Source organism: Streptomyces sp. NBC_00448 (assembly GCF_036014115.1).
In the GTDB taxonomy this organism is placed as follows: domain Bacteria; phylum Actinomycetota; class Actinomycetes; order Streptomycetales; family Streptomycetaceae; genus Actinacidiphila.
Window position 1 is genome coordinate 2788102 of sequence record NZ_CP107913.1, and the last position, 19562, is coordinate 2807663.

At 73.1% G+C, this 19562-nt stretch carries 15 protein-coding genes and 1 pseudogene; 8 read left to right on the forward strand and 8 right to left on the reverse strand.

All coding sequences use genetic code 11. The annotated features are described in order from the left end of the window. The first annotated feature begins 217 nt into the window (after positions 1 to 217). Positions 218 to 772 (forward strand): GNAT family N-acetyltransferase, encoded by a 555-nt coding sequence (locus OG370_RS11905; RefSeq protein ID WP_328463362.1) that lies wholly within the window; start codon positions 218 to 220, stop codon positions 770 to 772. Between the two features lie 51 nt (positions 773 to 823). Here OG370_RS11905 and OG370_RS41465 read toward each other — a convergent pair. The 5 genes and pseudogenes from OG370_RS41465 to OG370_RS11925 form a co-directional block, all read right to left on the reverse strand. Then, positions 824 to 931 (reverse strand): annotated as a pseudogene (locus OG370_RS41465) (SAM-dependent methyltransferase); the annotation flags it as partial. Between the two features lie 42 nt (positions 932 to 973). Then, positions 974 to 1318 carry a VOC family protein gene (locus OG370_RS11910; RefSeq protein WP_328463363.1) on the reverse strand — a complete coding sequence of 115 codons (345 nt, stop codon included), beginning with the start codon at positions 1316 to 1318 and terminating at the stop codon, positions 974 to 976. Position 1319: 1 nt separating this feature from the next. Next, entirely contained in the window at positions 1320 to 1499 is a 180-nt protein-coding gene (locus OG370_RS11915) for a CopG family transcriptional regulator (RefSeq protein WP_328463365.1), read from the reverse strand. 75 nt (positions 1500 to 1574) lie between these two features. Continuing rightward, positions 1575 to 2720, reverse strand: coding sequence for a DUF4185 domain-containing protein (locus tag OG370_RS11920; protein WP_328463367.1), 1146 nt, complete (start codon positions 2718 to 2720; stop codon positions 1575 to 1577). Positions 2721 to 2844: 124 nt separating this feature from the next. Beyond that, positions 2845 to 3999, reverse strand: a complete 1155-nt coding sequence (locus OG370_RS11925) for a glycosyltransferase (RefSeq protein WP_328463369.1) — start codon at positions 3997 to 3999, stop codon at positions 2845 to 2847. Between the two features lie 263 nt (positions 4000 to 4262). On the opposite strand from OG370_RS11925, the gene OG370_RS11930 reads away from it, so the two are divergent. The 6 genes from OG370_RS11930 (at position 4263) to OG370_RS11955 (ending at position 12894) form a co-directional block, all read left to right on the forward strand. Next, a complete protein-coding gene (locus OG370_RS11930) occupies positions 4263 to 5588 on the forward strand; it encodes an alpha/beta hydrolase (RefSeq protein ID WP_328463371.1) in 1326 nt (441 codons plus the stop codon). Between the two features lie 120 nt (positions 5589 to 5708). Next, entirely contained in the window at positions 5709 to 6116 is a 408-nt protein-coding gene (locus tag OG370_RS11935; RefSeq protein ID WP_328463373.1) for a YciI family protein, read from the forward strand. Positions 6117 to 6124: 8 nt separating this feature from the next. Next, positions 6125 to 7267, forward strand: a complete 1143-nt coding sequence (locus OG370_RS11940; RefSeq protein ID WP_328474026.1) for an RNA polymerase sigma factor — start codon at positions 6125 to 6127, stop codon at positions 7265 to 7267. Between the two features lie 94 nt (positions 7268 to 7361). Continuing rightward, positions 7362 to 10598: a glycosyltransferase family 2 protein gene (locus OG370_RS11945; protein WP_328463375.1), complete on the forward strand. Its 3237-nt coding sequence runs from the start codon at positions 7362 to 7364 to the stop codon at positions 10596 to 10598. 143 nt (positions 10599 to 10741) lie between these two features. Further along, the gene (locus OG370_RS11950; protein ID WP_328463377.1) at positions 10742 to 11224 is read left to right on the forward strand and encodes a VOC family protein; all 483 of its coding nucleotides are present in this window, start codon (positions 10742 to 10744) and stop codon (positions 11222 to 11224) included. A gap of 176 nt (positions 11225 to 11400) precedes the next feature. Then, positions 11401 to 12894 carry a hypothetical protein gene (locus OG370_RS11955; protein WP_328463379.1) on the forward strand — a complete coding sequence of 498 codons (1494 nt, stop codon included), beginning with the start codon at positions 11401 to 11403 and terminating at the stop codon, positions 12892 to 12894. Positions 12895 to 12912: 18 nt separating this feature from the next. On the opposite strand, the gene OG370_RS11960 is transcribed toward OG370_RS11955, so the two are convergent. Next, a complete protein-coding gene (locus OG370_RS11960; RefSeq protein ID WP_328463381.1) occupies positions 12913 to 13503 on the reverse strand; it encodes a TetR/AcrR family transcriptional regulator in 591 nt (196 codons plus the stop codon). A 127-nt stretch (positions 13504 to 13630) separates the two neighbouring features. Here OG370_RS11960 and OG370_RS11965 point away from each other — a divergent pair, with 127 nt between their 5' ends. Further along, on the forward strand, positions 13631 to 15817 hold the full coding sequence (locus OG370_RS11965) for an MMPL family transporter (protein WP_328463383.1): 2187 nt from the start codon (positions 13631 to 13633) through the stop codon (positions 15815 to 15817). Positions 15818 to 15833: 16 nt separating this feature from the next. On the opposite strand, the gene OG370_RS11970 is transcribed toward OG370_RS11965, so the two are convergent. Both OG370_RS11970 and OG370_RS11975 read right to left on the reverse strand, forming a co-directional pair. After that, positions 15834 to 17108 (reverse strand): hypothetical protein, encoded by a 1275-nt coding sequence (locus tag OG370_RS11970; RefSeq protein ID WP_328474028.1) that lies wholly within the window; start codon positions 17106 to 17108, stop codon positions 15834 to 15836. A gap of 305 nt (positions 17109 to 17413) precedes the next feature. Continuing rightward, positions 17414 to 19108 carry a lipopolysaccharide biosynthesis protein gene (locus OG370_RS11975; RefSeq protein ID WP_328463385.1) on the reverse strand — a complete coding sequence of 565 codons (1695 nt, stop codon included), beginning with the start codon at positions 19106 to 19108 and terminating at the stop codon, positions 17414 to 17416. Positions 19109 to 19562 lie beyond the last annotated feature (454 nt).

The following is a 19562-nucleotide window of genomic DNA, read 5'->3' on the forward strand; positions in this document are numbered from 1 at the left end:
CAGGGGTGTCCGGTGCCGGGCGGCGCCGTACGGCATGCGTCGGCGTGCGTCGGCGGTCACCAGAAGGGACTCGCGCGCCGGGCGAAACTCATCGCGGCGGCGGCAGAAGCGGCACCGGGAGCGGCACCGGGAGCGGCTTTACCGCGGCCGGGGCCACGAAAGGGGCCGCCCGCCCGGTCCGTTGCGGCGGGCCGCCCCACGAACGATCATGGTCGGCATGGCACGACCGAGGCAGATCATCGAGTGCGGGGACTTCGTCCTGCGACGCTGGCAGGGGCAGAGCGACTACGCCTCGGCGTTCACCTTGATCGAAGAATCCGTGGAGCACCTGCTGCCCTGGGAGCCGTGGGTCGCCCGCCACGGCGAGGCCGCCACCCGGGACTTCCTCGCGAAGGCCGGGACGAACTGGGCGAGCGGCGACGTGTACAACTACGCGATCGAGGCGGACGGCGGCGCGCTCCTCGGCATGTGCCAGTCCTACCGGTACGCCGACCCTCGGGGCCGGCGCCTGGGGTACTGGCTGCACCCCGCCGCCACCGGCCGCGGCATCGCGACGAGGGCGACGGCGGCCCTGGTCGCCGAGATGTTCACGCTGCCGGAGGTGGAGTACCTGGAGATCGAGCACGACGTCGCCAACACCGCGAGCGCCGCGGTGCCGCGCCGGCTGGGCTTCACCGAACTCCGCCACGAGCAGGGCACGCCGCCCACGGCCTCCGCCGGCAGCGGGACCTTCGCGATCTGGCGCCTGGACCGCCCGAGCGGCGTGAGCTGACGGCGGCCCCGGCCCCGACCCCGAAAGACGGACCCGGCCCCTGCCCCGACGTCAGGTGGTGACCACCAGCAGGTCCTCGCCGCTCGACAGGCGGAGTCCGTCGGTCCGACCGCTGAAGTAGCGGGCGGCGAGCACGGCTCCCGGCATATGTCGTACGTCGTCGCCCATGGTGTACGCCTTCCGTCGCGCTCTTCGTCGCCGTCAGCTCTTGGCGGGAGCCTGGAGGCTCCACAGCCGGCCGTCGGGGTCCCGAACGGTCATCTCCCTGGTCCCGAAGTGGGTCTCCTCGAACGGCGAGACCACCTCGACGGCGGGATCGGCCCGGAAGGCGTCCGCGTCCGGCACCTTCAACACGATCCGCGTCTCGGGCTCACGGTCCTCGGGGACCTCGGCGACGAAGACGTAGGGGCCGTCGCCGTTGCGGAGTTGACCGGAGTCGTGGTCGGTCGAGAACTCCAGCTCATAGCCCAGCGTCTGGAAGAACTTCGCCGTCCTGCCCCAGTTGTGGGTCGTCAGGAACACGGCCTCGATGCCCTCGGTCGTCATGTCAACTCTCCTTCTCGGACGTTTTCCGCTGCTGCCCGTCGGTGTCGTCGAGGTAGGCACGCAGCGCGTCCGCGACCAGCGCGGAGAGGGACGAGCCCGACTCGATGGCGTGGTACTTGACCTGCTTGATCAGCCCGACCGGCAGGTACACGTTGAACTGCTTGACCTCTTCGCCACTCACAGGGCGACACTAGCACCCTAGCCCACTAGCAAGCTAGCATTACTCCAGGAGGCGGAGAACGGCCCCGCGCTCCCCCTACGCGTTGATGCCGTCGAACTGGCGTACCCAGTAAGGCGCCTGGCCCACCGTGCCGTTCCACTGCGACACGACGAGGGTGAGGGACGTCGCGGCGGGGCTGCCCGGGTGGATGTAGCCGCCGTACAGGTTGGGGACGGTCAGCGCGGTGATCTGGGGGACGGGGGTGCTCCACACCGCGTCCGGGCGGGGCGCGGTCCGGGTGCAGATCGCCCCCAGCACCACGTCGAAGTAGCTCATGCAGTAGGTGCCGTTGATGAGCTTCACGGAGAACTCGCCGGTGTTGTTGCCGGACAGGATGACCGACGGCGGCGCGGAGGTGGTCCACTGCCAGGAGCCGTCGAGGTAGGCCCAGTTCTGCTGGGCGCCGAAGTCGCCGTTGTGGAAGTCGCCCGGCTGGATGCGGAAGAGCTGGATCGCCCCGCCGTCGGCGGTGTTGTTGTGGGTGCCGTTCCAGCGCTTGGAGAAGATGTAGAGCCAGCCGTCGGGGTCGATGCCCGCGAACGACCACATGCCGTACATCGATTGGTTGACGCCCCGCACGTCACCGTCCCAGTGGTAGGAGAAGTCGGTCCAGGTCGCGCCGTAGTCGTCGGAGTAGGCGACACCGGACATCAGCGAGCCGTCGTACCCGGCGGGCGGACCCCAGGTGGCCACGGAGGTGTACTGGATGTATGTGCGGCCGCCGAACTCGATGCAGTCGTTGGGGATTCGGCTGACCTCGGTGCCGTACCCGTTGTCCGCGTTGTGGGTGTAGTCGAACAACTGGGCTGCCCTGCCGCCCGGTTCGGCCCAGGTGAACGAGATCGGCGTCGCGCCGGAGGGGTCGAAGCCCGCCTGGTTCAGCATCACCGGTGAGCCGAGGTAGGTGCCGTCCGCCTGCTGCATGCCCGCCCACGAGTCGCCGAAGACGTAACCCCAACTGCCATCGTGCTCGCGGTGGTACGGGATGCCGAGGTCCCCGGAGCCCAGGCCCACGGCGCTCGCGGAGTCGCCGGGCTGGTCGCACAGCGGGGTGCCGGCCTGGGCCGCGGCGGCCGGAGCCGCACCGTACAGACCGGCGCTCAGCGCACCGGCGCCGGCCAGGGCGAACCCCGTACCGGCTTTGAGAACGGATCGGCGGCTCGGTCGTCCTGTGTGGGACATGGGTCGGTCCTCCAACCGTGTCGGCTCCCGGTGTCCGCCGGCGCAGCCCGCCCCGGCGCACACGTCTTCTGGTCGAACGGTAGAGGGGGACGGACGGGAGCGCGGCGAAACGGCGAGTCCCGCGCTACGGCTGCCGGGCGCCGACGCGGGCGTAGACGGTGAGGAGGTCGTCGACGACGGCGTCGAGGGAGAAGCGCTCCTCGACGAGTTGCCAGGCCGCGCGGGACGCGCGGGCGTTGGCGTCGGGTTCGAGGAGTTCGAGGATGGCGGCGGCGACGAGGGGGCCGTTGTCGGCGTCGGGACGGCTGGGGGTGATGACGCCGGCGCCGGCCGCCTCGATGTCCGGGGAGAGCCCGCCGGTCGCGGCGGCGACGACGGGCACGCCGACGGACATCGCTTCGAGCAGGGAAACGGCGAACGGCTCGACCACGGACGGCAGGACGTAGACGTCGGCGTCGCGCAGGCGGCGCAGCACGTCGTCGTGGCCGAGCGGGCCGGGGGTCTCCAGGGCGTGCCCGACGCCGAGTTCGGCGGCGAGGGCGCGCAGCGGCCCGGTGAGTGCGCCGGTGTCGGGTCCGGCCAGGACGAAGCGGGCGTCGGGGTGGATGGCGACCACCGCGGGCATCGCGGCGACGAAGTCCTCGGGCCGTTTCCGCTTCTGCACCCGCGCGAGGTAGAGGATCGTCGGCGGGCGGTCGCCGGTGCGCGGCGGGCGGCGGTCCTGCCGGACGACGCCGTTGACCAGGCGGTGGAAGGTCGTCAGCGGGGTGTCGGGGACGACCGCCTGGACGCCGTCGCGCTCCGTGGCGGTGAGGTGCAGGATCGCGTCGGCCCGGCGCAGCACCCGTTTCATGCCGAGCAGGTCGACGGCCTTGGCGAAGACCTTCTCGGTGGGGTCGATCATGCCGTGCGTCTGGACCACCAGCGGCACCCCGGCCTCCAGGGCGATCAGCGCGAACGGCAGCGTGATCAGGTCCCGCATCAGGTGGACGTGCACCACGTCCGCGCCCTTGACCATCCGGCGCGCCTTCGCCAGCAGTCCCGGCGAGGTGATCCCGCTCACCTCGAACGCCGGCAGGAGGTGCCGGGCCTGGTGGACGAAGGACGGCACGCCTTCGAGCTCGGTCGGCAGCGGGCCGGTGAAGCCGTCGCCGAGCGTGGCGATCCGGGCGTCGACGCCCTTGGCCCGCAGCCCCCGCGACAGGTTCAGCGCGACCCTGGTCGGACCGCCGAAGTCGTTGGTGGGCGTGTGCAGGGTGACCACATGCAGGACTCTCACGTACGCGACGCCTCCCCCTGTGCTGCTTCCCCTGGTACGGCGCCCGCGCGCCGCCCCGGCCCATCCGGGCGTCTCCCGGCACCGGTCGGCACCCCCCGGGCACCGTCCGGACAGCCTAGCCGCGGGAGCCGTCCGGGGTAGGGCATCCCGGTGATCGGGGGGCGCTCGGGGACGGTTGGGACATCGTCACACTCTTCGCACGGAACGCACCGGCCCCCTCAGCCCTCTAGCACTGTGGAAACGGAAAGAAAAGGGGGAGCGACATGAACCTCACCAGTTGGACCACGGCGTACGTACTGGCCGGGCTGGCCGCCGCGTGCGTGGTGCTCACGGTGTGGACGTGGCCGCGCCTCGCACGCACCGGGTGGGCGTGGGTCACGGCCCGGTTCGCCGTGATCGGCGTGACCCAGCTCGTGACGATCACCGCGCTGCTCGCGGCCGTCAACGCCGACTACCAGTTCTACGGCTCGTGGAGCGACCTGTTCGGCACCGGCAAGACGGCCCCGGTCGCGCTCAGCCCGAACGCCTCCGGTACCTCCGTGGTCAGCCGGACCCCCCTGATCGAGCCCGGTGACACCTCGCTGCTCAAGGGCGTCAGCGGCATCCCGAGCGCGCCGGCCTCGGCGAACGGCCGGGTCGAGTCGGTACGGGTGATCGGGCGGCGCACCGGCGTGATCGACCCGGCGTTCGTCTACCTGCCGCCGCAGTACTTCCAGAAGGCGTACGCCCGCCAGCGCTTCCCCGTCATCCTGGCGATGAGCGGCTACCCGGGCAGCATCTACAACCTCGCGCAGGGGCTGCGGGTCTGGCAGATCTCCCAGCAGCTGATGAAGCAGGGCAAGATGCAGCCGACGATCATCGTGGAGATCCGGCCGACGATCGCGCCGCCGCGCGACACCGAGTGCGTGAACGTGCCCGGCGGCCCGCAGACGGAGACGTTCCTGGCGAAGGACCTGCCGGACGCGCTCCGGGCCACCTACCGGGTGGGCCACAGCGCCACCGCCTGGGGCGCGCTCGGCTACTCCTCCGGCGGCACCTGCGCGCTCCAGCTCACCATGCGCGACCCGAACGTGTTCACCTCGGCGGCGGCGCTGTCCCCCGACTTCGTCATCAAGCAGGACATCACCACCGGCAACCTGTTCGGCAGCGGGATCTCCCGGCAGAAGCGGATCGACTCCCACGACCTGTTCTGGCGGCTGAAGCACCTGCCGATCCCGCAGGTGTCGGTGCTGGTCGCCGCGAGCAAGCACGGGGACGAGCACATCTACCCGAAGGCGCAGGAGTTCCTGCAGATGGCGAAAACGCCGATGCGGACGGCGTCGATCTTCCCCGACCACGGCGTGCACAACTTCAGCACCTGGACGAGCGAGATGCCGGCGGCACTGACCTGGCAGAGCCAGCAGCTGATCTTCCCGCAGGACGTGGTGCCGTCGCACGCGGCCAAGGGCAAGGGCAAGCACAAGAAGACGGAGCTGCGGGCGGGCGGGAAGCCGCTGTCGTCCACCACCGGACGGGGCAGGAAGCACTCGGCGGACCAGAACCCGCCCACCCCCGGCGTGACGCCCACGCGGGACGAGCGACGCCCGTAGGCCATGTTGCGGACGTCCAGAAAAGAAATTCCGGCGGTCGTGTCGAGAACCCGCGCCGTGCTCCGTCCCCGGGGTGAGCGCGGCCAGAATGGGCCGCCCCCCGCACCAAGGAGAACCACCATGGCCAAGTACCTGCTGCTCAAGCACTACCGCGGCGCCCCGGCCGCAGTGAACGACGTGCCCATGGACCAGTGGACGCCGCAGGAGATCTCGGACCACATCGGGTACATGAACGACTTCGCGGCCCGGCTGGAGAAGACCGGCGAGTTCGTCGACGGCCAGGCGCTCGCCCCGGAGGGGACCTTCGTCCGGTACGACGGCGAGGGCCGGCCGCCGGTCACCGACGGCCCCTTCGCCGAGACGAAGGACCTGATCGCCGGCTGGATGGTGATCGACGTCGACAGCTACGCGCGCGCGGTCGAGCTGGCCGGGGAGTTGTCGGCCGCGCCCGGCGCCGGCGGGAAGCCGATCCACGAGTGGCTGGAGCTGCGCCCGTTCCTGACCGAGCCGCCCACCATCACCGAGTGACCGCCGACATGGACGCGGCCCTGCTCCGGAGCCTCACCCCGGGCGTGCTCGGCATCCTCGTCCGCCGCGGAGCAGACTTCGCGGCGGCCGAGGACGCCGTCCAGGACGCGCTGGTCGAGGCGGTCCGCGTCTGGCCGGCCGATCCCCCGCGGGACCCGAAGGGCTGGCTGGTCACGGTGGCCTGGCGGCGGTTCCTCGACGCGACCCGGGCGGACTCCGCCCGGCGCCGGCGCGAGGACCGCGTCGACGAGGAGCCGCCGCCCGGGCCCGCGTCCGCGGTGGACGACACGCTCCGGCTGTACTTCCTGTGCGCCCACCCGTCGCTGACCCCGTCCTCCGCGGTGGCGCTCACGCTGCGCGCCGTCGGCGGGCTGACCACCCGTCAGATCGCCGCCGCGTACCTGGTGCCGGAGCCGACGATGGCGCAGCGGATCAGCCGGGCCAAGCGGACCGTCTCCGGCGTACGGTTCGACCGGCCCGGCGACGTGGCCACAGTGCTGCGGGTCCTCTACCTGGTCTTCAACGAGGGCTACTCCGGCGACATCGACCTCGCCGCCGAGGCGATCCGGCTCACCCGGCAGCTCTCGGCCGCGATCGACCACCCCGAAGTGGCGGGGCTGCTCGCACTCATGCTGCTGCACCACGCCCGGCGCGCGGCCCGGACCACGCCCGACGGCAGCCTGGTGCCGCTGGCCGAGCAGGACCGCGGCCGGTGGGACACCCGGGCGATCGCCGAGGGCGTGCAGATCCTCCAGGCGGCCCTCGGCCGCGACCGGCTGGGCGAGTTCCAGGCCCAGGCCGCCATCGCGGCGCTGCACGCCGACGCGGCCGTCGCGGAGGAGACCGACTGGGTGCAGATCGTCGAGTGGTACGACGAGTTGGTGCGGCTGACCGACAGCCCGGTGGTCCGGCTCAACCGCGCCGTCGCCGTCGGCGAGGCCGACGGCCCCCGCGCCGGCCTGGCCGCGCTCGCCGACCTGGACGACACCCTCCCCCGCCACACCGCCGTCGCCGCCTACCTGCACGAACGCGACGGCGACCGCTCCACCGCGGCCCGCCTCTACGCCGAAGCGGCCCGCCGGGCCCCCACCCTCGCCGAACGCAACCACCTCACCCGCCAGGCCGCCCGCCTCAACATCGGCGGCCGCTGATGCCGGCGGGTCGGCACGGCCGAAAGGAGCCCATAGTCCACACATAGGATGATCATTCGATAACGGATCTTTGCACCATTTCCTGGAGAACAGCGTGTCATTGCAGGTCACCGTCATCGTGCCCACCTACAACACGGGCGCACTGATCGAACCACTCATCGCCGCACTGAAGAGCCAGACCATGGCACGCGCCGACTTCGAGGTGCTGTTCGTCGACGACGGCTCGACCGACTCCACCCCCGACCGCCTGGAGGAACTGGCCGACGCCGACCCGCTCTTCCGCGTGGTGCGGCTGGAGAACACCGGCTGGCCGGGACACCCGCGCAACGTGGCCGTCGACATGGCGCGCGGCGAGTACGTCCAGTTCGTCGACCACGACGACAGCCTGGGCCCGGAAGCCCTGGAGCGGATGTACGCGATGGGCCGCCGCAACGGCTCGGACATCGTGATCGGCAAGGTCACCATCACCCACCGGCTGCGCGGGGCCCCGCAGGCGCTGATGAGCCGGAACCGGGAGTCGGTGACCTACCGGACCGCCCCGCTGCACGACAGCCTCACCGTGCACAAGATGTACCGCACGGCCTTCCTGCGCGAGCAGGGCATCCGCTTCCCGGTGGGCCACTACGTCGGCGAGGACCTGCTGTTCATGGTGCCGGCGGTGCTGCGCGCCACGTCCGTGTCGATCGTCGGCGACTACCCCTGCTACTACTACCTCGAACGCGAGGACGGCGGGCACGCGACACCCGACCGGCTCGACCCGGACTCCTACGCCGGCAACCTTCGCGAGATCTTCGACGCGCTGCTCGCCGAGACCGAGCCGGGCCCGGTCCGCGACACGTGGCTGCGCCGGTTCTGGCGGGCCGACATGGTCAAGTACCTCAGCGAGCCGATCTTCCCCGCCTACCCCGACGGCGACTACCGCGACCGGCTGGTGGAGGCGCTCCGCTCGGTCGCGGCCGACTACCTGACGCCGGCGGTCCACGACGGGCTCGTCGGGCTGGAACGCGTACGCGCCGACCTGGCGCGGGCCGCCCGCACCGCCGATCTGCTCACCCTGGCCCGCCGCGCCGACACCCTGCGCGCCGACGCGACACTGACCGGCGCCGCCTTCCACCGCGAGCGGCTGCGCCTGGAGTTCGAGGCGTCGTTCGGCTACGGAGACGAGGGCACCGCGCTGACGGTGGAGCGGCGCGACGGCAGGTACCTGCTCGACCCACGACTGACCGAGGGCCTGGGCCTGGAACCGGGCCTGGAACCGGTGGACCTCACCGACCACCTCACCCGCTTCCGCGTGGACGTGCTGCTGCGCCACCGCGGCACCGCCGTGAAGTGGATGCTCCCGCGGGACGTGGAAGTGGTGTGGGAGGAACTGCCGCCGCGGGCCGACGGGGTGGAGCGGCTGCGCCCGGTGATACGGGCGACGGCGACGGTGGACCCGCGCCGCGCGGCCGGCGGCAACCCGCCGGACGCGGGGGCCTGGGAGGTCCAGGTCCGCGTGCTGGGACCGGGGCTGGACCGCACCACGGACCTGACGGCGCCGGCCGGCGGGCCGGCCGTGCCGACCGCGGCGGTCGGCGGGCTGCGCGTCGGCGCCGCCCCCGAGGAATTCGGTGCGCGCGGCGCGGCGGGTGTTGCCGGGGGTGGCGGCGCGGCCGATGGTGACAGTGCGGCTGCCGCGGTCGTGCTGCTGGTGGAGCCGGGCCACGAACCCGCGCTGCCGGCCGGCCCCCGGGTCAGCGTCATCGTGCGGGCGGGCGACGACGCCGGGCAGGTGGCGGCGAGCCTCGCGTCGGTGGCCGCGCAGGACTGGGCGGAGGGCGCCGTCGAAACCCTCGTCGCGGCCCGCCCCACCGACGCCGTACCGGAACCGCTACCCGCGGGCGTACGCGTCGTACGGACCGGGGCGGACCCGCGCGACACGGCGGCGGCCGAGGCCCGCGGCGCGTACCTGCTCTTCCTCCGCGCGGGCGACCGGCTCGCCCCCGAGGCGCTGCGCCGCCTGTACGCGTACGGCCTGGAGCACGACGCCGACGTGGTGGCGGGCCGGCTGGCGGGCGCGAAGGGGCGGCCGGTCCCGCAGGAGCTGTACGCGCGCGACCGGCCGGACGCCAGGCTCAGCCGGGACCCGCTGGGCGACAGCCTCACCACGGACAAGCTCTTCGACACCGCGATGGTGCGCCGGCACGGCCTGCGGTTCGGCTCCTCCGCCGCGCCCTTCGACGATCAGGCGTTCACCGTGGCCGCGCTGCTGCGCGCCCGCCGCACCGCCGTCCTCGGGTCGTACGTCTGCTGCTCCTACGCGCCCGCGCGGAAGCCGGCCGGTGCGGCGCCCGCCACGCCCGCCACGCCCGCCGCGTACTACGCGGGGCTGCGCGAGGTGATGGCGGCGGCCGACGCGCTCACCGCGCCGGGTGCGGCCCGCGACCGGCTGCACCGCCGTTGGCTGCGGGTGGAGGTGCTGGACCGGATCGGCGGCGCCCGGCTGCTCGACGCGGACGAGGCGGAGCGGGCGGCGCTGCTCGCCGAGATCAGGCGGACCCTGGAGGAGAGTGCGTCCGCCACGGCCGCCGAAGGGCTGCCGGCCCACCAGCGGCTGACGCTGGCGCTGGTGCGCGCCGGGCGGACCGAGGATCTGGTCGAACTCGTCCGCTGGGAAAGGTCGTTGGCCTGCCTGCCGACGCTGCTCGACGTCGCCTGGCGGGCGGACGGCACGCTGGCGGTGACGTTCACCGCGACCCTGGCGGCCGACGGTCGGCCGGTCGAACTCGTCCCGGGACAGGAGCGGTTGGCGCCCTCCGGGGTGTCGCATGAGCTGCACGGGGCTTTCGGGGAGCGGGAGTTGACGGGCGCGGCCTGCGCCGAGCGGGCGCGGGCGACGCTGGTGCTGCGGGAACGGGAGACCGGGGCGCGGTATCCGCTGGAGACCGACTGCACGGTGGAACGCGTTTCCGCGGGAGCCGGCGGGGACGGTGGGGACGTGGGCGTCGAGACCGTGACGGTGTCCGGCACCGCCGTCCTCGACCCGGCGAGCGTCGTGTCGGGACGGCCGCTCGCCGACGGGGCATGGGACTTCCATGTCCGGCTGGCCGCCCTCGGCTGGACGAAGTCGGCCCGGCTCGGCGGGCGGCGGGCGCCGGAACTGGTCTCGCCCCCGGCGGCCCGGCCGCACCCGGCGGGCGTGGAGCGGACCGTACAGCCGTACTGGACCAAGGGCGGGGAGGACCTGTCCCTGCGCGTGGGGCGCGGCGCGTCTCCCTCGGCCGCTCCGGCGAGCGGCGGCCGCACCCCGCTGGGCGGGCTCGTCCGCCGGCTCCGCGGCAGGAAGGGCTGACGGCGCGGGCAGCGCACCGCGGCGCCGGATTCCGCGCGGCCGATGAGTTTCGCGCCGCCGGACCGTCCTAAGGGGTGCAAGGACGCGACGACGGCGCGGCGGCATCCGCTGCCCGCCACCCGCGTACGACCACGGAGGAAGCGATGACCAGCGGAAAGCTCACCACGTGTCTGTGGTTCGACGGCCAGGCGGAAGAGGCGGCGGACTTCTACCTCTCGGTGTTCAAGGACTCCTCGCGCGGCTCGGTCAGCCGCTACACGGAGTCCGGGCCCGGTGAGACCGGCGGGGTGATCACCGTGGAGTTCACGCTCAACGGGCAGCAGTTCCTGGGGCTCAACGGCGGACCGCAGTTCACCTTCAGCGAGGCGATCTCGTTCCAGATCGACTGCGCCGACCAGGCCGAGGTCGACTACTACTGGTCCCGGCTGACCGAGGGCGGCGGCCAGGAGGGGCCGTGCGGCTGGGTCAAGGACCGGTTCGGGGTGTCCTGGCAGGTCGTGCCCAGCGTCATGAGCGCGCTGCTCGGCGACCAGGACCGGGAGAAGGCCGACCGCGCGATGGCGGCGATGATGAAGATGGGCAAGCTCGACATCGCCGCGCTCCAGGCGGCGTTCGACGGTTCCTGACCCCGGCGGGGATTGCGGCGCCGGGGCTTGGACAAGACAGGTCCGCGAACGGTGCGGGGCCCCGAACGGTGCGGGCCCTCAAGGGGACCGGGCCCTGAACGGTGCCGGGCCGACCCTCGCGTACCCGCCCCCTCCCCCGCCCGCGCGGCCTAGACTCGCGCAGGGGAAGGGGGGCCATGGCGCTCGACGTGTCGCGGGAGGCGCGGGCCGCGCAGGACCCACGGGCCGTGCCACGGGCTGTGCTGTCGCGAGCCGTGCTGTCGCGGGCGCTGGCCGTACCCCTGGTGATCTCCGTCGTCGTGCTGCTGCCCGGCTACGTCCTGACGCAACCGGGCCCCGGCCTGCGCGACGCCGGGTTCTGGCTGCAACTGGCGCTGACCTGCTACGCGGGTGGGCGGCTGTGCGCGATGGTGCTGAGCCGGCGGCGGCGTCTGGTGCAGGGCGCGTTCTGGCTGTTCGGCTACGTGGCGATGGGGGTGGCGCCGCTCGCCCAGGAGGTGATCGGGCAGGTGCCGACCCCGGTGGTCGGTACGCGTTCCGACACGGTGCTGGCGATCTCGCTCACCCTGGTCGGCTGCGTCGCCTACGACGTGGGTGCGCTGGCGGCCCGCTTCCAGCCGCCCGACCGGTTACGGCGGCGCCGCCCGCAGGCGCAGGTGGCCCGGCAGCGGTTGTGGCTGCTGATCCTCCTCGCGTACGCCGGCAGCGCGCTGTGCATCGTCGAACTCGGCGGCCCCGCCGTGTTCTTCACCAGCCGCCAGGACATCAGCGAGACCGTACAGGCCAGCGGCTTGACCGGGGCCGGCGGTGACAGCCACGTCGGCTCGGCGTTCATCCGCGGGTTCGGCACGGTGCCCGCGCTGCTGGCGCTGCTGATCCTGATCCGCTGGATGACGACCTCCCGCCGGGCCCGCCGCAACCTGCCCGCGCTGGTCGCGCTCGGCGGCCTGGTCGTCATCAACGTCATCGTCAACAACCCCGTCTCCAACCCGCGTTACTGGTTCCTGACGGTGGTCTTCTCGATCCTGTTCACCGCGTTCCCGCGCAGCCCCGCGGTCTATCGCACCGCGCTGGTCGGCGGGGTCGTCGCGGCGCTGCTGCTCTTCCCGTTCCTGGACCGGTTCCGCTACGACTCGGGCGGCTACCACCCGGTGCAGTCCACCTCGGTGCTCGACCCGCTGACCCTCAAGGACTACGACCAGGTCGGCATGTTCGCCAACACCCTGACCTACGTGGAGTCCGGCACCGGGCACACGCACGGGCGCCAACTCGCCGCCGACGTCTTCTTCTTCGTGCCGCGCTCGGTGTGGCACGGCAAGCCGCTCGACTCCGGGGTGCTGGTCGGCCGCTGGATGGGCATGACCAACACCAACCTCTCGTCCCCGCTGTGGGCTGAACTCTGGCTGGACTTCGGCCCGTTGGGCATGACCGGCGGTTTCCTTCTGCTCGGGTACGCCTGCTCGCGGATCGACATCCGCTACGCGCGCCGCACCTCCGAGGGCAGCCGCCCGGGCACGCTCGCGGCCGTCGTGGTGCCGATGGCCGCGGGCTACTCCTTCATCCTCCTGCGCGGCCCTCTCCTCCAGGCCGCGGGCCGCATCGGCATCGCCCTGCTCTGCCTGGCACTGGTCGGCACGTTCACCGACAACCCCCGCCGAACGCTGCGCTAGCCGTGTTGCCCTGTGAGGTCAGCTGTCCCGGGCGGCGCTGATCATCCTGCGCAGGTAGCACATGAACCGCTGGTGGGGCTCGTGCGGGACGCCGTTCTTGAGGGCGGTGGTCACGTACTCGCCGACGGCGGAGCTGATGGCGGCGGTGACGACGGGGAGGAGGGGGTCGTCGGGGGCGAGGCCGAGTTCCGCGAGGAGGGCGGGTTCGCCGGATTGGCTGGCGGCGGCCGAGTGTGTGCTGGAGACGGCCTGCAGAGTCGGGTTGGCGTCGTACATGGCGGCCACCAGCCGCGCCAGTTCCGGATCGGTGGTGTCGGCTTCGGCGAGTATCCACTGGTCGATGGCCTCGCTGAACGACAGGTCGGGATGCGCCTTGAACACCGCGGTCACATGCGTGGCGATGTCGTCGGCGGCCGACGTCGCGATATCGATCTTGTTGGGGAAGTACATCCGCACGGTCCGGGGAGCGACTTCGGCCGCCTCGGCGATGTCCGCGATGGTGGCGCCCTCGTAGCCGCGCTCGGTGAACAGGCGCAGCGCGGCCCGCTGGATGGCGGCCCGGCGCTTGGCCTTGGACCGTTCGCGGAGCGACGTCACTGCTTCAGCCATGGCGGCAGTGTAGCAGGGGCGGCATATTTGCCACTCAGGATAAGTTTGCCTATGGTGGCAATCGAGGCGGTGGTGGGGGACGCGACCGCTGCTCCCCCCTTTCCTGAGACGAGCAGGGAGTCCCGCCTTGTCCACCTATCTGTACCGCCTTGCACGCTGGTGCTTCCGCAACCGCTGGAAGACGCTGGCGGCGTGGGTGGCGGTCGTCGTCGCGGCGATCGTGATCGCCGGCGCGAGCGGCGGCAAGACCACGGACACGGTCACCATCCCCGGTATCGAGGCGCAGCAGACCCTCACCCTGCTGAAGGAGAAGCTGCCCTCCGCCTCCGGGGCCTCCACGCAGGTGGTGTTCGCGGTCAAGGACGGGAACATCACCAGCGCCAGGAACCAGGCCGCGATCGACCGGGCGGTCACCGCGCTCGGCAAGGTCAGCCAGGTCACCAGCGCCTCCAACCCCTTCCAGGCCAGGACCGTCTCACCCGACAAGCGGATCGCGCTGGGCACCGTCACCTACGACGCGCAGGCCGCGGAGGTGAAGACCGGCACCCTGGACCAGCTGGACCCGGCCGTCTCGGCCGCCCGCGACGCAGGAGTGCGGGTGGAGTTCGGCGGCTCGGTCTATCCCAAGGCCGCCGCCGGAGCCAGCTCCGAGGCCGTCGGCATCGGAGTCGCGCTGGTCATCCTGTGCCTGACGTTCGGCTCGCTGGTCGCGGCCGGCCTGCCGATCATCACCGCCGTGTTCGGACTGGTCACCACGATGATGGGGATCACCGCGCTGTCCGCGGTCACGGACATCGCCGCCGCATCGACCTCGGTGGCCACCATGCTCGGCCTGTCCTGCGGCATCGACTACGCCGTGTTCATCCTGGCCCGCTACCGCACCTTCCTCCTGGAGGGCCGCGACCCCGAGGAAGCCGCCGGCCGCGCGGCCGGCACCGCGGGAAGCTCGGTGGTCTTCGCCGCGCTGAGCGTCATCATCGCCCTGTGCGGACTCGCGGTCGTCGGCATCCCCTTCCTGACCACGATGGGCCTGGCCGCAGCCGCCACCGTCGCCCTGGCCCTGCTGGTGGCCCTGACCCTGGTACCCGCCGTCTTCGGCATCCTCGGCAGGCGCGGAGCGGCCCGCTTCAGCCGCCTGCCGCTGCTGCGGCGCGCCCAGCCGGCCGCCCGCACCGCCGCCACCGACCCCGACAAGCTGGCCGGCACCCGCTGGGCCCGCTGGGTCGTCCGCCGCCGCGTCCCGGTCCTGGCCATCGGCGTCATAGCCCTGGGCGTGCTGGCCATCCCGGCGGCGAGCATGGACCTCGGCCTGCCCGGCAGCAGCGCCCTGCCCACCAGCGACACCTCCCGCCGCGCCTACGACCTGACCACCGAGCACTTCGGTCCCGGCTACAACGGCGCCCTGACCGTCGTGGCCGACGACGTGGCCACCACCGGCCAGGCCCAGCAGATCAGTGCCGCGATCAGCAAGGTGCCCGGCGTCGCCTCGTCCTCGGTCGCCGTCACGACGCACGACATGGCCCTGATCAACGTCATCCCGACCACCGGCCCCAACGACGCCGCCACCACCGACCTCGTCCACCACATCCGCGACCAGCGCACCACCCTGGAGGCCGGCACCGGCGCCCACCTCCTGGTCGGCGGCGTCACCGCCACCAACATCGACGTGTCCGCCAAACTCGCCGACGCCCTACCGATCTTCCTGGTCACCGTCGTCGCCCTGGCGTTCGTGCTGCTCACGTTCGCCTTCCGCACCATCATCGTGCCGATCAAGTCCATCCTCGGCTTCCTGCTGTCGGCAGGCGCGGCGTTCGGCGCCCAGGTCGCCGTCTTCCAGTGGGGATGGTGCAAGAGCCTGCTGGGCATCGAGCCGACCCAGACCCTCAGCTTCCTGCCCGTCATCCTGCTGGCGATCATGTTCGGGCTGTCCAGCGACTACGAGGTCTTCGTCGTCTCGCGGATCAAGGAGCAGTTCAGCAGGACCGGCGACGCCCGCCACGCGGCGGTCCTGGGCACCGGGCTGTCCGCCCGCGTGGTCAGCGCGGCCGCGCTGATCATGGCGTCGATCTTCGTGGCGTTCATCTTCGCTCCCGATCCGACCACCAAGGAGATCGGCTTCAGCTTCGCCGTCGGAGTCCTCGTCGACGCCTTCGTGGTCCGCCTCACCCTGGTCCCCGCCGCCATGGCGATCCTCGGCGCCAGGGCCTGGCACCACCCGCGCTGGTTCGCCCGCTACGTGCCGGACCCCGACATCGAGGGCGAGCGGCTCGACGACAAACTCGACGACAGCAAGCAGCACCTCGCCGGCGTCTGACCGCAGCCGCTCGGCTTCAGGCAGAACCGGCCGACAGGTCCTCCGGGGCCGCGGACCCGCCCGGGAGGGGGTCGGAAGTGACCCTCCTCCCGGGCCCGCGGCGCTCGGCGGTGATGCGCAGCCACAGCGCGATCGCCTTGAGCGCGGAGCCGAGGGCGAGGCCCCAGGCGGCGCCGAGCACGCCGTCGAGGCGGTAGCCGCCGAGCATGAAGAGCACCGAGGCGAGGGAGAAGACCACCTGGATGGGGAGGGTCGCGCGCGGCCGCAGCACGCGGAGGGTCAGCAGGGCGCTGGTGCCGAGCGCGATGCACGCGTACTGGCTGCCGGAGGCAGGCAGCAGCCCGGAGGACGCGGCCCAGGTGTCGCCGAGCAGCGCCCGGCCGGCGTGGGCGGGCAGCAGCATGAGCACGGCCGTCCACGCGGTGGCGACCGCGGCGAGCGCGACGGCGAGCACGGCGGTGGCGCGCACCTTGCGCGCCGTGCCGCGCACGCGGTTCAGCAGCGGCGGCCCGAACGCGGTGGCCGAGTTGAACAGCACGTTCATCGGCCCGAACAGGGTGGTCGCGCCGCGCAGGGCGCCCACCGCGAGCGGCGCCGCGAACAGGCCGAGGCCGACCACGGCGAGTTGGCTGGTGGCGTTGCCGACGCCGAACTCGACCACGAACCGCTGCCCGAGGTGTCCGCGCCGGACGTACGGCCTGATGTCCACCGGCGGCCGTACCTCGCCGGGCGCGGCCCGCAGCCGGCTCCGCAGCAGCGCGGCGCCCACCAGCAGCGCGGGCACCCCGGATATCCCCCACACGGCCACCAGCCGTACCGCGCCCGCGCCGTGCGGCTGCACGGCCAGCGCGGGTACCGCGACCAGCAGCCGTACGGTGTCGGCGGCCAGCGCGAGGTGCGGCAGCCGCAGCGCGGAGAAGCAGTACCGCATGCCGTCCTGGGTGAGCACCACCGGCATCACCAGGCCGAGTACGGCCAGCCCGCGCGCGGTGGAGCCGGGGACGAGGAGCAGCCCGGCGGCCATGCCCCAGCCGAGGACGGCGGACGCGGTCGCGGTGAACGCCACGGCTGACCGGCAGGCGGCCCGAACCCGGCGCGAGCCGCGCTCCAGCACGAGGGCCTGGCCGACGTAGGAGACGTTCACGCCGAGCAGCACCGTGAAGACCATGTAGACCATCGAGAACACCGCGAAGCCGGCCGCCGTGGAGAGCCGGGCGGCGACCACCAGCACGATGATGTTGGTGAAGGCGGCGACGCCCTGGTCGGCGACGGAGCTGACGACGGCGGCCAACCCGCGGCGCCTGCCGCGCGGCCCGTCCGGGTCCGTGCTGTCGTCCGTGCCGCTGTCCGTGCCGCCGTCGCTGTCCGTGCCGCCGTCGGCATCGACGGCCAAGTGGGCTTGCCGGTACGGGACTTCGACCAGGTCCGGGGTTTCGGCAAGGCCTTCGTAGGGGGCTTCGCGCGGATCGCCGTACAGGTCGTCGTAGGGAGCGTCGTACGGGCTGCCGGACGCGTTGCCGTAGGAGGCGCCGTACGGGGCAGCGCGATGCGGGAGTTCGGCCCCGGGGGCCGCGGCGGGCCGCGGTGCGGGGCCGGTCAAGGGACCGGGTGGCGCTCCGGGTCGGCGGGGAAGGGCTCGGTGGACGTGGCGTCACGGGCGGAGGCGGGCGCGGTGGCGCGGCGGCCCGAACGCGGGCGGCGCGGCAGGAACCGGGAGCGACCGGGCACGGCCGGGGTGCGGTGCAGCACGGCGCCGAGTACGGCGCCGCCGGCCCCCGCGACCAACTCCCTTACCCGCACAAGGTCTTCGCGGCGCACCTCGGCCGGGTCGCAGACCACGACCACGCCCTCCACCCGGTCGGCGAGCGCGAGCGCGTCGGCGTAGGACAGGACGGGCGGGGCGAGGACGACCACGACGGTGCCGGGGTCGTCGGCCTCGGCGAAGAGCCGGTCGGCCTGGCCGGAGGTCAGCGCGCGGGCCACGTTGGGTACACGGCGGCCGGGCACGAGGTCGAAGGAGCCGTACTCGCCGGTGTCCACGGGCAGTTGGAGCCCGGCGGGCCAACCCCCTTCGGCCAGGCCCGGGGTGCGGGCCCAGCCGGGGCGGCCGGGGTCGGCCGAGCGCAGCCGCCCGGACAGCGACGGGGTGCGCAGGTCGGCCTCGACGAGCAGCACCTCCTTGCCCATCTCGGCGAAGGACGCGGAGAGGTTGACGGCGACCGCGGCCGCGGCGTCACTGCTGCCGCGTGGCTCCACCACCAGCAGCCTGCGGCGTGCGGCGAACCGCCGGTCGTGGCTGAGCCGGAACGCGATCGCCCGGTACTCCTCGGCGAGCCGGCCGGTGGACTGGCCCTCGGCGAGCAGCGGTTGGTGGCCCGCCGGGCCCTGCCGGTCGCGCCGGTCGCGCCGGTCGCGCCGGTCGCGCCCGCCGGGCAGGGTGCCGAGCACCGGTGCGTCCATCACGCGGGTGACCTCGCCCGCGGAGCGCGGGCGCGGGTCGAAGACCAGCCGCAGCCACGCGGCGAGCAGGCCGAGCGCGAGTCCGACGGCGGCGCCGAGGCCCAGCATCAGCGTCGTCCCGGGGCCGGTCGGCGCGTCCGGCACCGTGCCGGGCTTGATCACCACGCCCGGGGTGGTGTCGAGCGCCCGTAACCCGCTGATGTCGCCGTTGAGTTCGGTGATCCGGCTGAGCAGGTTGGTCTGCACGGACACGAGGGTGCCGATGACCTGGCTGTCGGTGGTGGCGGCTATCTGGTCGAGCAGGTCGTTGCGCTGCTTGACCAGCGGGTTGAGCTGGTCCTGGTAGCCCTTCACCATCTTCTTGATGGTGGCCTTGGTCGCCGACTCCCGGTCGTTCAGGTAGGACTTGGTGAACGCGTTGACCCACGCGGCCGCGTCCTCGCCGTCAGGGGCGGCGCAAGTGAAGCGCAGGACGAGCGTGTTGGGCGGGTTCGTCACCTGGAGGCAGTGCTGGAGCTTCTTGACCGGCTGCTTCACCTCCTTCGCGGCGGCCTCGGCGACGGTCGTACTCATCGCGGACTGGCGCTCGGTGCCGATGTCGATGCCCTTGTCGGGCGTCGCGCCCGCGGCGAACGGGTCCGCGGTCGCCGCCCGCACCATCACGGAACTGCTCGCGGCGTACGTGTTCGCGCCGCCCAGGGCGAGGAAGGCGCCGCCGGCCAGGCCCACCACCAGGCCGGCCGCGATCAGGCCCTTGTACCGGACGATCTGCCGTACCTGGTCGCGGACGAGGTCCACTTCCTCGCCGTCGTCCCGCAGTTCACCGCTCACGGCCGGCCCCGCCTTCCCCCGCGGGCGCCCCCGCGGGCACCTCCGGCTCCTCGCTCCCGGCGACGGCTTCGGAGTCCGCCTCGCCCGTTTCCGTCTCCGGGCCCGGGTCGGAGTCCGCCTCGCCCGGTCCCGTGACGGGGTCGGCTCCGGCCGCCGCCTGGGCCGGGTCCGCGGCCGAGGGCTCGGGGACGTCGGCGCCGTCTTCGCCTTCCGCCTCCGGCGGCTCCGCACCGGCCTGGGGCGGAACGGAGGGGCGCGGCGGGGCGGTCGGGCGCGGCGGCCCGACCGGCGGTGGCGGAGCCACGGGCCGCGGCGGCGCGACCGCTCCTGCCGACGGCGGCGGGCCTTCCGCGCCCGGGGCTTCGTCGGGCACAGTCGGCACGTGCGCGGGCCTCGCGGGCACCGCCCGACCGTCCGGCTCCGCCACCGCAGGCGGAACGACGGGCGGAACGGT

Excerpts from the sequence above, each read along its gene's own strand:
- OG370_RS11905 (WP_328463362.1), top strand. The coding sequence starts at position 218 with ATGGCACGACCGAGGCAGATCATCGAGTGCGGGGACTTCGTCCTGCGA.
- OG370_RS11910 (WP_328463363.1), bottom strand. The coding sequence starts at position 1,318 with ATGACGACCGAGGGCATCGAGGCCGTGTTCCTGACGACCCACAACTGG.
- OG370_RS11920 (WP_328463367.1), bottom strand. The coding sequence starts at position 2,720 with ATGTCCCACACAGGACGACCGAGCCGCCGATCCGTTCTCAAAGCCGGT.
- OG370_RS11930 (WP_328463371.1), top strand. The coding sequence starts at position 4,263 with ATGAACCTCACCAGTTGGACCACGGCGTACGTACTGGCCGGGCTGGCC.
- OG370_RS11935 (WP_328463373.1), top strand. The coding sequence starts at position 5,709 with ATGGCCAAGTACCTGCTGCTCAAGCACTACCGCGGCGCCCCGGCCGCA.
- OG370_RS11940 (WP_328474026.1), top strand. The coding sequence starts at position 6,125 with ATGGACGCGGCCCTGCTCCGGAGCCTCACCCCGGGCGTGCTCGGCATC.
- OG370_RS11950 (WP_328463377.1), top strand. The coding sequence starts at position 10,742 with ATGACCAGCGGAAAGCTCACCACGTGTCTGTGGTTCGACGGCCAGGCG.
- OG370_RS11955 (WP_328463379.1), top strand. The coding sequence starts at position 11,401 with ATGGCGCTCGACGTGTCGCGGGAGGCGCGGGCCGCGCAGGACCCACGG.
- OG370_RS11960 (WP_328463381.1), bottom strand. The coding sequence starts at position 13,503 with ATGGCTGAAGCAGTGACGTCGCTCCGCGAACGGTCCAAGGCCAAGCGC.